At 41.7% G+C, this 15,102-nt stretch carries 9 protein-coding genes and 1 tRNA gene; 7 read left to right on the forward strand and 3 right to left on the reverse strand.

Annotation, left to right across the window (positions count from 1 at the left end):
• The first annotated feature begins 3 nt into the window (after positions 1-3).
• Positions 4-456 carry a hypothetical protein gene (locus J0J33_RS03300; protein WP_019292998.1) on the forward strand — a complete coding sequence of 151 codons (453 nt, stop codon included), beginning with the start codon at positions 4-6 and terminating at the stop codon, positions 454-456.
• A gap of 247 nt (positions 457-703) precedes the next feature.
• On the opposite strand, the gene J0J33_RS03305 is transcribed toward J0J33_RS03300, so the two are convergent.
• Positions 704-776, reverse strand: a tRNA-Thr gene (locus tag J0J33_RS03305).
• Between the two features lie 76 nt (positions 777-852).
• Between J0J33_RS03305 and radA the strand changes: the two genes are divergently transcribed.
• From radA to ald, 4 genes are all read left to right on the forward strand, one after another.
• The gene (gene radA, locus J0J33_RS03310) at positions 853-2,214 is read left to right on the forward strand and encodes a DNA repair protein RadA (protein ID WP_029345652.1); all 1,362 of its coding nucleotides are present in this window, start codon (positions 853-855) and stop codon (positions 2,212-2,214) included.
• Between the two features lie 131 nt (positions 2,215-2,345).
• Positions 2,346-3,422 (forward strand): PIN/TRAM domain-containing protein, encoded by a 1,077-nt coding sequence (locus J0J33_RS03315; RefSeq protein ID WP_019291422.1) that lies wholly within the window; start codon positions 2,346-2,348, stop codon positions 3,420-3,422.
• Between the two features lie 22 nt (positions 3,423-3,444).
• Positions 3,445-4,074, forward strand: a complete 630-nt coding sequence (locus tag J0J33_RS03320; RefSeq protein WP_019292996.1) for a pyridoxamine 5'-phosphate oxidase family protein — start codon at positions 3,445-3,447, stop codon at positions 4,072-4,074.
• A gap of 186 nt (positions 4,075-4,260) precedes the next feature.
• Positions 4,261-5,382: an alanine dehydrogenase gene (gene ald / locus J0J33_RS03325; RefSeq protein ID WP_019291420.1), complete on the forward strand. Its 1,122-nt coding sequence runs from the start codon at positions 4,261-4,263 to the stop codon at positions 5,380-5,382.
• Positions 5,383-5,412: 30 nt separating this feature from the next.
• Here the strand turns inward: ald and J0J33_RS03330 are convergent, their stop codons facing one another.
• Entirely contained in the window at positions 5,413-5,907 is a 495-nt protein-coding gene (locus J0J33_RS03330; RefSeq protein ID WP_019291419.1) for a GNAT family N-acetyltransferase, read from the reverse strand.
• A gap of 145 nt (positions 5,908-6,052) precedes the next feature.
• Here J0J33_RS03330 and gltX point away from each other — a divergent pair, with 145 nt between their 5' ends.
• A complete protein-coding gene (gene gltX / locus J0J33_RS03335) occupies positions 6,053-7,492 on the forward strand; it encodes a glutamate--tRNA ligase (RefSeq protein WP_019292995.1) in 1,440 nt (479 codons plus the stop codon).
• Between the two features lie 26 nt (positions 7,493-7,518).
• Here gltX and J0J33_RS03340 read toward each other — a convergent pair whose 3' ends face one another.
• The gene (locus J0J33_RS03340; RefSeq protein WP_206921769.1) at positions 7,519-8,472 is read right to left on the reverse strand and encodes a zinc-dependent alcohol dehydrogenase family protein; all 954 of its coding nucleotides are present in this window, start codon (positions 8,470-8,472) and stop codon (positions 7,519-7,521) included.
• Between the two features lie 248 nt (positions 8,473-8,720).
• On the opposite strand from J0J33_RS03340, the gene J0J33_RS03345 reads away from it, so the two are divergent.
• Entirely contained in the window at positions 8,721-15,089 is a 6,369-nt protein-coding gene (locus J0J33_RS03345) for a SpaA isopeptide-forming pilin-related protein (RefSeq protein WP_206921770.1), read from the forward strand.
• Positions 15,090-15,102: the final 13 nt, after the last annotated feature.

The raw sequence follows: 15,102 nt of genomic DNA on the forward strand, positions 1-15,102 counted from the left end.
ACCATGAAAAAAATATCAGTAGTAGCTCTACTCCTTGTCAGTTTACTTGGTTTATCTGGATGTGGAAATCAGCAAACCAATAAACAACCGCAAAAGGATTCCAGTACAGTGGCAGGTAAAAGCAAAGAAAGTACAGTAAAATCCGATACAGCAACATCAAAAAATGATGCAAGTTTAGAGCAGTCTAAGTCAGAAAAAAACCAAGAATCAACAAGTAAGGATAATACCAGTACAGAGGCTTCTAAAGTGTCTCCAGATCCCCAAGCTCCAGAAGCAGACCATACGGTAAGAACTGAATCAGGCAGCACCACGGACTTAGGTCAAGCACGTATTGCACTTTATGAAGCAGGTATTGATTCCCATAGTATGACGGATGATGACATTTTAACTGTCTGGGAACGTTCAAAAGACAAGGAAGAATTTGTAAAAAATGTAAAAGAATATCTCAGACAATAGTGTTGTTTAGAGCTAAAAATAGGCTTTACAGAGCGTTTTAAGAAGTACTTTACAGTAAATACAATAAAAATGGTAGTGCTATTATAACTACCATTTTTATTGTATTGAATTATCATAAGGAAGAGGATTTGAGAGCTTGAAGAACTCTTTGAGGAGAAAAGAAAACAGTCAGTGAAGTCTGTCTTTTGATATGTTATAATCAAATAATGGGTAAAATAAAAAGCCTTAAGAGGCTAAAATTTATTCATGCCACTGAATGGAATCGAACCATCGACCTCCACCTTACCATGGTGTTGCTCTACCGACTGAGCTACAGCGGCTTATAGTTAAACCATAATTATTTTAACAAAAATACGAATAAAAGTCTATAAGAATAATAGAAATGAGGACTTCAAAATAGCTAAAAAAAAATCAACCTTTCTTTGTCAAGAATGTGGCTATAAATCAGTAAAAAAACTCGGACGTTGTCCCAATTGTGGCGCTTGGGGCTCCTTTGTGGAAGAAGTAGAAGTCCAAGAGGTAAAAAATCAGAGAGTAAGTTTGACAGGTGAGCACTCTAAACCCATGAAGTTAGATCAGGTTGAACTTTTTGATACACCGCGCGTGGAAACCGACCTAGATGAGTTTAACCGAGTCCTTGGAGGCGGTGTCGTTCCAGGAAGTCTTGTCCTTATTGGGGGCGATCCAGGGATTGGTAAATCGACTCTGCTGCTTCAAGTATCTACACAACTTGCTTCAAGAGGGCGTGTGCTTTATGTGAGTGGGGAGGAGTCAGCTCAACAAATTAAGCTGCGTGCTGAGCGTTTGGGAGACATTGATACAGATTTTTATCTTTATGCCGAAACCAATATGCAAAGTATCCGAAATGAAGTGGAACGTCTACAGCCAGATTTTCTTATTGTAGATTCGATTCAAACTATCATGACGCCTGAAATTCAGAGTACCCAGGGTTCAGTTAGTCAAGTGCGCGAGGTGACAGGAGAATTAATGCAGTTGGCCAAAACTAACGATATTGCGACTTTTATTGTCGGACATGTCACCAAGGAAGGGCAACTTGCAGGACCACGTATGTTGGAACATATGGTTGATACCGTCTTGTATTTTGAAGGAGAACGCCAAAATACATTCCGAATTTTACGCGCGGTCAAAAACCGTTTTGGTTCAACAAATGAAATTGGAATTTTCGAGATGCAAGGCAGTGGTTTAGTGGAAGTAACCAACCCGAGTGAAGTCTTTCTGGAAGAACGTCTAGAGGGTTCTACCGGATCTGCTATCGTCTGTGCGTTAGAAGGTACTCGTCCGATATTGGTTGAAATTCAAGCTTTGACAACACCAACCATGTTTGGGAATGCCAAACGTACAACCTCCGGTTTAGACTTTAACCGTGTGAGTTTAATCATGGCAGTACTTGAAAAGCGTGCCGGTTTTCTTTTACAACAGCAAGATGCTTACTTGAAATCTGCAGGTGGGGTCAAGTTGGATGAACCAGCCATCGACTTGGCAGTCGCTGTGGCAATTGCTTCCAGCTATAAGGAAGAGCCAACAGATGCACGTGAATGCTTTATTGGCGAAATTGGCCTAACTGGAGAAATCCGACGTGTCACACGTATGGAGCAACGTCTCAATGAAGCAAGTAAATTAGGTTTCCAAAAAGTATATGCGCCTAAGAATAGCTTAGCAGGTGTAGATATTCCAGAAAATTTGCAAGTGATCGGCGTGACGACTTTATCTGAATGTTTGAAAAAAGTGTTTGGCTAAGAAAAAGCTTTGTGAGTCAAGATGTCATAATCGTAATGGGACAAACAAGTATCTTGTTATGATGTGTGATATAATTGACACAGAGCTTTTTAGTTATAAAAAATTGAGGCTATGTACAGAAAGGAAGTCTTATGCGTCGTTGGATAATTCATGTTCTCATGGGTATTGTGGGTGCTTCTTTAGGCATCACTACTCTCCCTTGGGTTTGGCACCTCTTTAGACAAGAGGGAAATGCTTTTAATCAGGAAATTGTAAATGGGTTAATTGGAGCAATTATTTTTGTTATTTTATCATTCTTTATGTCCAATTTGCTGATGCGAGCATTGAAAAAACTAGATCAAAAAATCACGAGAGTCAATCTTTCAAAAATGGTATTTAATTTTATTGGTGCTATTTTAGGTCTGACCGTAGGTGTGCTTTTAACGATTCCTCTCTCTTTACTTGGGGTACCAGTATTAAGCAACATCATTTCCTTTGTGCTGATTATTGGTCTGCTTTATCTTGGCTATACGGTCTTTGATAAGCGAGGAGATGAAATCTTTAAAATCGTTTTTCGTAAACGTAAAGAAGTCGCTGCAGTGGATAAGCCCGTGGTCAAAGAAGTCGTTACAGCTCAACATGCTATGATTTTGGATACAAGTTCGGTTATTGACGGACGTATTTTGGATGTATTAAAAACAGGTTTTATCAGTGATAAAGTAATTGTACCTAATTTTGTATTACTAGAGCTCCAGCTCATTTCAGATAGTGCTGATCCCTTGAAACGTGCCAAGGGTCGCCGTGGTTTGGATCTCGTAAATTCCTTAAAAGAATTTGACAATGTTGAAATTTCTAATAAAGACTATAAGGACATACGCGAGGTTGACACTAAACTGCTTCGCTATGCTAGCGAAATCGGTGCGAAGTTAGTCACAAACGATTTTAATCTCAACAAAGTAGCGGAGATCCAAGGCGTAATCGTCCTAAACATTAATGATCTTGCAAACGCCGTTAAGACACAACTGGTGGTTGGGGAGCAGATTGAAGTAACAATCATTCGTGAAGGTTCTGAACGTCAGCAAGGTGTAGCCTATCTACCAGATGGTACAATGATTGTCATTGAAGATACGGCCAAAATGATTGATAAAAAAGTGTTGGTTGAGGTTGCAAAAGTTCTGCAAACAAGTGCAGGACGTATGATTTTTGCTGAGCTTGTTCATCCAAAATAGTTAAACAAAAATAAGGAGAAACATGTACTTTAAGCGTTTTTTACAACTTTTTCTTATCTATGTACTAGCAGCACTTGTCCTTGTTGGTATTATTTCAACAAATTTTTTGCAAAATAAAAATCTGACTTTTATCCTAGCTTTACTTATCTCCTACGCAGTACTAACCTTGCCCTTGGTTCTTTTGACCGTGTTGAAAACCAATAAAAAAGCAACGAGTGTTGGTGCTCAAGGTCAAGGAGGTGAAGTACGACGTATATTGGGACTTCTTCCGGGTTACCTTGCTTTGAGTTGTTTAACAAAAGATGGGGGATCAGCAACGACGATTATGAGTTTTATCCAATCAGTCCATGAAGAAAATATATTTTACATGGTAGCTGATAAGCATGCCCGTAAAGTACAAAGCATTAAGGAAAATCCTGAGGTCTCTTTCACTACATGGTTTGATAGTTTAGAGAAGGGGGAGCGGTTATCCTCAAATAACGTGTATGCCGAAGTCTTAGAAGAAGCGGCAGCAAAAGAATGTGTTAAACAGGAACCTAATCTACTGAAGGTGCATGAAAATGCGGCAAATATGGCCATTATCAAACTTACGGTTAAATCCTTGGTTCATGAAAACTTTAAAGAAGGTAGCCACATAATAGAATTTAATTGAAGTCTTTTTAGACTTCTTTTTTGTTACACAGATACAAAAAATACGTATAAGTTCATAGTTGCAATAAAACTTTAGAAATGTTATTCTAATTATGAAGGCGGTTACATTTTCGCTTTTGTCGTATTATGGTTTCAAACAAAAAAGGGGAAAAGCCCCGAAGCATATATCTATATGGAGGATAATTTGATGAAAATAGGTGTTCCAACAGAGATCAAAAAACACGAATATCGTGTAGGACTTGCACCAGAATTTGCTGCAGCTTATGTTGCCGCTGGACATGATGTCTATATTCAAAAAGGGGCAGGTGAAGGCTCATCATATTCCGATGAACTTTACACAGCAGTTGGCTGTAATATCTTACCAACTGCCGAGGATATTTATGAAACAGCGGATATGATTATAAAGGTCAAAGAACCGCTTGAGCCAGAATATTCATTGATGCGTGAGGGACAAATATTTTATACCTATTTCCATTTAGCAGCAGATAAAGCATTGACAGAAGCTGTTTTAGATAAGAAAATTGTCGCGATTGCCTATGAAACCATCCGCGACCGTAACGGTGCACTGCCAGCGCTTAAACCCATGTCTGAAATTGCAGGGCGTTTATCAGTCCAAGAAGGTGCGAAATACTTGGAACGTCCTTTTGGAGGACGTGGTGTTCTTCTTGGAGGAGTGACTGGCGTTCTTCCAGCAAATGTTTTGGTACTTGGTGGTGCAGGAGTTGTTGGTCGTAATGCTGTCGCTATGGCTGTTGGGCTTCATGCTAATGTTACTGCAGTCGATGTGAATTTAGATGCCTTAACTGAGCTTGATAAGCTCTATCAAGGGCGTGTAAACACGGTTTACAGCACTGATCATACGGTAAAAGATCTGATTTCTAAAGCAGACTTAGTGATTGGAGCTGCGCTTATCCCTGGTGCAGCTACACCACAGCTTATTCGCCGTGAACATTTACCATTGATGAAAAAAGGTGCAGTTATTGTCGATGTGGCAATTGATCAAGGAGGGACTTGTGAAAGTTCTCATGTGACTTATCATGACAACCCTGTTTTTGAAGAAGAAGGTGTTATCCACTATTGTGTTGGTAATATGCCTGGTGCTGTCCCTGTAACTTCGACAGCAGCTTTAAATAATGCCACTCTCGCAAATGGTTTAGCTATAGCAAACAAAGGTTATAAAGAAGCCTTGAGAGCTAACTCAGGTCTGAAAGAGGGACTAAATGCAGACCATGGTAAGTTGACATGTAAACCTGTTGCTGATTTCTATAACATGGTTTACACAGACATTGATGAAGTTATAAGTAATTAAATAAAAAAGCGCTGCCTGAGCAGCGTTTTTTTATAGAGGAAGAACCATGTTGTACCATGTTTCTCCTGCAAGTTGTGAGTCAGAAATTCCTTTTGAAACGAATCCATAACGTTCGTAGTAAGGAATAAGGCTTTCTACACAAGTCAAGCTGATGCCTTGACGGCTTTCCTCAGCTGCAGCCTCTTTCATCAAATCCAGTAATGAAGTAGCAATACCAAGTCCTTGGTATTCACTATCTACAGCAAGGCTAACGATAATTTGAAAGCGGTCAGTCGGAAGACTTGCTTCTGTTTTTTCAAACATATCGTCTGTCAGATAACATTTATCAGAAGTTGGGCCCACAAGAATGCCGACCACTTTACCTTCTTCATTTCGAGCGACGAAAAAGCGCTCAGGAATGACTTGGATACGTTCTAACATTGAAGCGCGTGAGAGTACCTCATCCGCTGGGAAAGAAGTCTCTTCAATGTGCATCACATCATCAATGTCTGTGATTTTTGCTTTGTCATATGTAATTTTAGTCATATCTCTATTCTAACATGGTCCTCCTTGTCGAGTCAATGAAGCTTGTGTTTCTTTAATTACAGTATGATTTTATAATGACTCACTGTTAGAAACATTGCTCATAATATGATAAAATAAAAAGGATCGAAACTAACAGGAGAAAACTATGTCTAATAACATTCGTGTGCGCTATGCGCCATCACCAACTGGGCTTTTACATATCGGTAATGCCCGTACTGCACTTTTTAACTATCTTTTTGCGCGTCATTATGATGGAGATTTCATCATTCGTATCGAAGACACAGACCGCGAACGTCATGTGGAAGATGGGGAACGTTCTCAACTTGAAAACTTACGTTGGTTGGGGATTGACTGGGATGAAAGTCCAGAAACACATGAAAACTATCGCCAATCTGAACGGTTGGAACTTTACCAAAAATATATTAATCAACTTTTGAGTGAAGGAAAGGCTTATTACTCTTACAAAACGCCAGAAGAGCTTGAAGCTGATCATGAAGCACAAGAAGCAGCAGGTGTTGCACCTCATTATGTCAATGAATATGCTGGGATGTCAGAGGCTGAGAAAGAAGCTTACATCGCTGAACGCAAAGCAGCAGGAATTACACCGGTTGTTCGTATTTCTGTAAATGAAACAGCCATTTACAAATGGACAGATATGGTTAAAGGCGATATCGAATTTGAAGGTGGGAACATTGGCGGTGATTGGGTTATTCAAAAACGCGATGGTTACCCAACTTACAACTTTGCTGTAGTAGTGGACGACCATGACATGCAAATTTCACACGTTATTCGTGGTGATGATCACATCGCCAATACGCCGAAACAATTGATGGTTTATGAAGCTTTAGGATGGGAAGCGCCTGTTTTTGGGCACATGACATTGATTATTAACTCTGAAACAGGGAAAAAGTTGTCTAAACGTGATACCAACACGCTTCAATTTATCGAAGATTACCGTAAAAAAGGTTTCATGGCTGATGCTATTTTCAACTTTATCGCTCTCTTAGGTTGGAACCCGGGTGGTGAACAAGAAAAATTCAGCCCAGAAGAACTGGTGAAACTTTTTGATGAAAAACGTTTGAGTAAATCTCCGGCAGCCTTTGACCAAAAGAAATTGGAATGGATGGACAACGAGTACATCAAGCATGCAGAGTTTGAGCCTGTCTTTGAATTGACAAAACCTTTCCTTGAAGAAGCTGGACGCTTTGATGAGCGTGCTGAAGAACTGGTTAAGCTCTACAAACCACAAATGAAATATGCTGAAGAAATTCTGGAGTTAACAGACCTCTTCTTTGGTGAATTCCCAGAACTCACAGACGAAGCCCGTCAAATGATGGAATTGGAAACTTCACCAGTTGCGGTAGGCGCTTTCCGCGCGAAACTTGAAAACTTAGAAGATTTTACTGCTGAAAACATCTTCCCGCTTTTCAAAGAAACGCAAAAAGAAACAGGAGTTAAAGGAAAAAATCTTTGGATGCCAATCCGTATCGCTGCTTCTGGTAGCATGCACGGCCCAGAATTACCTGAAACAATCGCTCTTTTAGGCAAAGAAAAAGTCCTTGAACATATGGCACAGTTTTTATAAAAAGCCGCAAGTAATAAACGCACGAGTTAGAGCTCGTGCGTTTTTTTTATGAATGAAATTAACCGTTTGTTTTTTTGCGGATATTTTAAAGACGAGATAAGCTGGTCATAAGGGATGATTTCCACGGCTTGGTTGAGGAGTAAACGTCTATCAGCAACCAAGTTAGCCAGAGTCTGCATGATTTTTTGCCACTCTTCGGGACTGAGTTTAGCATTCCAATGCCGCAGATGAAAGATACCGATGTCAATAGGTAGTTCGGCTATTTTCCCCCAGTTGACCTGTTCGCCCGAAAGGAGCCCAAGAGCTTGAAACTTTCCACCCGATCGGACACAAGCAGCTAAATCTGTCCCATCCTGTCCACCGACACAATCAATGGCAGCATCTACTTCGAGATCAACCAAGTCTGTACGTAATTCCTGAGCACCGCGCTCCTTTAGGAGGTGGTGCTTTTTACTGTCGCGTGTAATAGCGATAAAGTCAAATCCCAGTATCTGTGAAAGTTGGGCAAAGATTTGACCAATAGTAGAACCAGCAGCATTTACAGCAAGTTTTTGACCAGGTTTTAATGCAAGAACTTCTGTACAGAGAAGCCAAGCTGTCAAAGGGTTGATGTAAAGCTGACTAGCGGAAATCAAATCAAGAGTATCAGGAACAAAAAATGCATGAGATATAGGGCATTTGACAAAAGTTTGCCAAGTGCCTTCCCCTTCCAAGGGTAAAACACGTTGACCGATAAGTTTGCGCGAAAGTGCGCAGCCAACATCTGCGACAAGACCAACCCCTTCATAGCCTGCAGTAGCAGGAAGGCTTATCCTGTGCGCATATGCACCGGTCATTGGGATTAAATCTGAAGGATTGACCGGAGCATAAAGCATTTTTACAAGAAGTTCTTGGGGCTGTAAACTTGGTTGACACTTCTCTTTAAGCCTTAAGACTTGATACGGCAAGCCATAGCTCTCGTAACTGAATGATGAGTACATGGCTTTATTATAGCAAACTTATAAATTTTAAGACACAGCTATAATTTTCCTTCAAAAATATATCTTAGTGTAAAGTTGCAGAAAGGTTACAATAAAGTTTATTCGCTTCTTTTTAGTAATCAAAGAAAAGGCTTTGACAAAAAGTAAACTTATGTTAAACTTAATGTGTATAATGTGTCTTTTAGGTTAAAAATGTGTAAAAATTATCCTGTAGGCATTGAGAAAATATTAAGAAGGAGTAAAGTTGGATGAAGAGTAAAAGACTCTACAAAGTCGTACGCTTACTTATGATCGTCTCTCTTGTGGTTCAAGCCTTGCTACCAGCATTAGCTATCGCAGAAACCATAGACAAGGAAGAAAAAAACGGTCGCACGACTTTGAACAAGGCGCAGTGGGAAGATGAAAAGGATCTTCAAACTGTTATTGTAGAAGGAAAGGTTGAAAAGGGTACTGCGGAAGATAATCAACCTGAAACCATCGTTTTGAAAGGCGCAGACTTTGAGAACGTCACAACAGAAGAAAAAATCTCCGGCCTCACAGAAGGCAGCTATAAGTTGGAAGGCAATAAAGTGCTTTTAAACTTAACGGAGCAGAGCGAGGGAAATTTCGCTTTGAAACTTCACGTTGTGAAAGATTCTTTAGTCAATGGAAAAGAGATTGAAGTCACTATAGGGGATCAAGTGCTCACTCTTCCGATTAAGCTTGAAGAAACAGATAAAGAAAAACCAACAGATGATGAGAAAACATCTGATAAGGAAGCCGAAACCAAACCTGAAAAGGAAACAAAGCCTGAACAAGAAAGCTCAACTTCTAAGGAGCAAGTTGGCAATATCGCAGATAAGGAGCGTGGCTTACCTTTTGCCATGACAGAGCTTCTGCCTAATGCAGCAGGTCTTCCTTGGGACATCGCTAAAGACAGTAAGGTTTCAGACCCTGATACAGATAGCTTAGCAGACATGGGCTTCACGGATGTTCCTGGCGCTCATGATGGACGTATCTGGACAGACAAAACAGTTCGTCACGACCTCGGAAGCTTGGACGATGATCAGTTTGAAGTAACACTCTCTGCTTTGGCGCAAAGTGCACCTATACGTGCCGGTTATCAAATTCCTGCGGATACTGTCTTTACCATTGACGTTTCTGGAAGTATGACTCGTGTCGATCCTGGCGCAGGACGTTCACGTATCGCCCTTCTGGTTGATGCGCTTAATGAAGCTATTGGTATCTTGCAAGATGCTAACCCGCTCAATCGTGTAGCTGTAGTAGCTTATGGTGGCCGTACAGGTGGTTTTGCCCGTGTCGAAAATGTTTTTGCTCTCGGCAGATATAACCCTAACAGTAATGGTGCTTTCTTTACCATGACAGGGAACTCCCAAGTCAATGTTGTGGCAACTGCTGTAACTGGTTCAGGTGGACAAGTTAAAGTTAATAACTTTGTTTCACAAGGTTCAACGCCAACCCAGTGGGGGATTCGTGAAGCCAGTCGTATTCTGGAAAACGTAACTGACCAACAAGTTGAGGTTCCTGTGACAAATGATGCTGGGGAAGAAGAAAATCCAGTAAGAGTAACACGTCGTCCTAATCTTATCCTAATGACCGATGGTGAACCAACCATGGGTCGTCCTGACTTTGACTTTGATGCTTTAACTCCAGTAACTGTTGGTCCAAATGGTAATCAACTCGTAGCGAGCGACGGTGATTTCTATGGAGATGGTAGTTATGGTGAGCAAGGTCTAGCTGTAATGACAGCCTTGACAGCCGCCTATCGTGGCAAAACAGTCCTTAATCACTATTTTCCAAATGGAAATGTTGCAGGCGATGCACCAACTCAACCTGCAGCAGATATCGGCTTCTTTAGTATCTCTTTAGGAAAACAAGACACAGAAGCCGGTCAAAACTTAATCAGTGCAACATTGAATCCTACGCCGGAAAATACAGACAAGGTCGGACCAAATGTTCGTCATCAGATGGGCTTGACTGGGACATCAGCAGGACCAACAGCTGCTACACCAACCTTAACAACGCTCTTTAATAACTTTGCTACGAATGGTGCAACAGGAAACTTCCAAGCGCAATTTAGACAAGCCTTTGGGACATATCAATGGAATAACACTAAGAGTACAGTTAATATCAGAAATAACGCTTCTGTAGAACTTTCAACAACGGACATTGCTTATGCAGATGAGTTTTTCAAAGCGGATGACTTACAGACCTTGCGCGATGCCTTTATCTCGATTACCAACAGTATTCAAGATACAGGGAACAGCGAAATTTTAGGCGGAAACGGGAACGGCACAAACTTGGGTTCAGGTACACTGGATTTCTCTGATGTCTTGGGCAAATACATGAGCTTTGACGGTCTGACTAATATCGAGTTCCCAGCACCAAATGGTGGAACATTTACCTATAATATTTCAGAGGTTGATGCACACCGTGAAGATTTTATTAAAACATTAACACAGCAAATCCGTCTTCCTGACGGCAACTTTATTGATGCTACAACAGCAGCAAGCATCCTTGATAATCGCCCAGATAATGTCATTACTTATTTTACAAATGACCAAGGGCGCTATATCGGTCTTACTGCTGACGGAGCAGCGACGAAGGCACAGGTTTACCCTGTCTGGGGCGAAATTGAAAACCAAGTCGACCCTGCAGTAAATAATGTGAGCGGTCTCCTCTTTACTGTCCATACGGCACTCATAGAACATACTTTTACTTCAGACTATGGTTCAGCAGAGCATGAGTCAGGTTATAGAGAACTCCAAGCCAAGGATCAGTTTGTGCATTGGAGTATTCCTGCGCATCTCATTCCTGAACGTACAGTTCAGCAGAACGAAGATGGTACAGTTAGTATTACAGGGAACACTTCACCTATACAGGCAAGATTCAATGTTGGTTTAGATGAAGCACGCGTAGAAGAAGCTTTACTTGCAGGAGAAGCCCTCCCAACAAACTTCTTCTCTAACTACTGGGATAATGACGCAAACAGCTCTTTTGCAACTTTTGAGCCGTCTACTGAAAACCCCTTCTATAACTTTGATGGTGCAAGAATTGTAGGAAAAACTGCCAACCCGACAAATACCAAAGCTCATGTCAGCCGACAACTGGTCGAAGCAGATCCAACAGCTCCAGCAGGACAAGATGGGCGTATTGTTACCAATCTCTTGGGAAATAACGGTACATTTGCTCTTGATTACTATGGACAAATCAGACTAGAAAAAGAATTTATCTTCCTTGATGAAAATGGCAACCGTGTCAACTCTGATGGAGCTATACCAGCTGGCGTTACACTCCGACCATTGACCTTTACAATCACAGGTCCAAATAATTTTGAGGAAACAGTGACTTTTGACCCAGATAAGTTTACACTAGCAAATGGCAAATGGCACTTTGACTTACCAGAATATCTGCCAGCAGGTGTTTACACCATCAAAGAAGCGGGCGGAGATGTTGAGCAGGCTGACCCAGGTTATACACATATGCCGGGAGAGTTTGACCAAACCGTAACCGTAACACCGGGTGGTGTAGCCACAGCAAGCTTTGTCAATGTTTATGTGCAACCCCAACTTAATACACCTTCCTTACGTATTATGAAATTCTTCCACGGCTTGCCAGCGGACACTTATCCAGAAGACTTTGAAATTCTTATCGAGTATCTTGGAGATGGAAACCCACAACCGGGCAACGGAGATGTATGGACTCTTAATACAACAACGGGGTATTATGAAACAAGAGTGAGCCGAGCAGATGCTATAGCAGGAAGATCATTCATCGGTATCCATGAAGGGCAGTACAGAATCAGCGAGCTTAACGCGGATAATGTCAAAGATGCAGGCTATATCCTCTCCAACAGCACTTGGGCTTATCGTCAGCTTGGAGCGGGAAACCAAGATAACTTTGGCAGTGGTCAAGGCTTGGAACCAGTAACGATTACGATTGGAGCAGCAGAAGATGTGAGCTTTAGATTTGATAACTTTTACCAAAAACTAGGTTCTTTGAATTTGAGCAAAAGCTTTGAAAATATCCCGCTTGATCGCATCCCAGATGACTTCTATCTTACTGTGACTAACGACAATGGGGATGAAATTGGTCGCTTAACGAAAGCGCAGATTCTCAATGATGAAAAAATCATCCTTGCGGACCAACTACCACCGGGCCGTTACACCATTCAAGAACATAACTATGAGATTGAAAATTGGAGACTTGAAGCTGTAGCCTTTATCAACGGTGCAGCAGAAGTTGGAATGCCTGACCCAATCTGGCATTTCTATGTCCCAGGACTTATCGGAAATAGCGATGTTACCATTAATATCGTCAACAGATACGTGTTCACTGCGGAACCTATCGAACCACCGCTTCCTCCCGTTTATCCGCTCCAAATGACCAAGGTTGACCAATATGGCAATCATGTCGCTGGTGCAGAGTTTGATCTGGAAGTCTTCGATACCTCATTAAATGGAGGTGCAGGTGATTGGAGAATCCTTGTCAAAGGTCTTCAGTCAAATAGTGATGGTTTAGTACGTTATGTGGTCACTGAACCAGGACGCTATCGTTTCCATGAAACGCAAGCTCCTGGAGGCTACCAACTCCCAGATGATCCTTATAGCGAGGAGCGAGAAGTGGTAGATGGGAACACAGACACCATTTACTTCCCTAATATGGTCAACACACTCACCGCACGTATCCAACTTCATAAGACAGATGTGGAGGGTGAAGGCTTAGCAGGTGCCGTCTTCAAGGTTGAATATAGAGCGGCTGAAACGGATAACTGGTCAACTTATGCAGAAGGTATGACAACTGGAGCAGGTGGTTATCTCGGCCTTAATGTCGAAAACGATGGTTATTATCGCTTCATTGAAACGCAAGCACCAGATGGTTTTGTCTTAGATAGTACACCACGTGAAGTTCATGTTAATGCAGGAGAAACTGGAGATACCATCTTTAATGTTGATGGTGTGGTTAACCGTCCGTACGCAAGTATCCAGCTACGTAAGACAGATGTGGAAGGTCAAAATCTAGCAGGAGCTGTCTTCAAGGTTGAATTCAGTGAAAACGAAAATGGACCTTGGGAAACTGTTGCAGAAAACTTAACTTCTGGCGACGATGGTCTTGTCAAGCTTGAAGATATCGAAAAAGATGGTTATTACCGCTTTATTGAGACAGTAGCGCCAGCTGGCTTTGTCTTAGACAGCGAACCACGTCAAGTCCATGTAACCGCAGGTGTAGGGGGACAAGTCCTCTTCTCTGCTGGCGATATGGCAAACCGACCAATCGCAAGTATTCAATTGCGTAAGATTGATGCAGAGGGTCAAAACCTCGCTGACGCTGTCTTCAAGGTTGAGTTCAGTGCAGACGGCAATGATCCTTGGGAAACTGTTGCGGAAGACTTAACTTCTGGTGATAATGGTCTTGTCAAACTTGATGTTGAAAAAGACGGCTACTATCGTTTTGTTGAAACGCAAACGCCAGACGGCTTTGTCACCGATGGTAGCCCACGCCAAGTTTATGTTAATGTTGGCGAGACAGGGGAAACAAGCTTTGATGCTGGAACGATGATTAACCATGAGAAAGAAGCACCTATTTCACGTATCCAACTGCGTAAGACCGATGAAGCAGGTCAAAACCTCGCAGGCGCTGTCTTCAAGGTTGAATTTAGTGAAAACGAAAATGGACCTTGGGAAACTTACGAGGAAGGTTTATCTTCTGGAACAGACGGTCTTGTTACGACGGTTGTCGAAAAAGAAGGCTACTACCGTTTTATCGAAACACAAGCACCAAACGGCTTTATCCTTGATAGTACGCCACGTCAAGTGAAAGAAAAAGTTACGATAGGAGATACAGGCGAAGCCCTCTTTGAGGCTGAAAATATGGTCAATATACGTAATGCTCGTATCCAACTTCGTAAGACAGATGAAGCCGGTCAAAATCTAGCAGGTGCCGTCTTCAAGGTTGAATACAGTGAAAACGTGAATGGTCCATGGGAAACTTACAGAGAAGATTTGGAATCTAAAGCAGATGGTCTTGTGAGTACTGAGGTAGACAAAGCAGGTTTCTACCGCTTTATCGAAACAGAAGCACCAGACGGCTTTATCTTAGATAGTGAGCCACGTCAAGTGCCACAAGAGGTAACAATGGGAGGTGAAGAGCAAGCACTCTTTGATGCTGGAACGATGGAAAATAAACCAGTCGATCCAGAAACTCCAACACCCCCAACACATCACTATGCTATCCAACTTCTGAAAGTTAATGAACAAGATAATCCACTTCAAGGTGCTGTCTTTAAGGTAGAAACCGAAGATGGAGAAATTGTAGCACAAAATGTGAAGTCAAACGCGGACGGATTGGTAACAGTTACTGTACCAGGTCCAGGTAAATACCGCTTTGTCGAAATCCAAGCGCCATCCGGCTACAAGTTAGATAAGACACCGCAATATGTCACTATTGCAGAAGAAGATGGCTCGGGTGTCTTTGATGCCGGTAAGTTGGTTAATAAACCAAAACCACGTCTTCCGATTGTCGGAGATAACTTAGGGCTATGGCTCTTGACTTCTGGTCTAATCTTCCTTCTTGGTGCAGGTTTTGTATTATACAAGAAGAAAAAAATCAAAATTTAAGAAAGTCTTTGAA

This window comes from Lactococcus sp. LG1267, from assembly GCF_017309545.1.
Lineage (GTDB): Bacteria > Bacillota > Bacilli > Lactobacillales > Streptococcaceae > Lactococcus > Lactococcus petauri.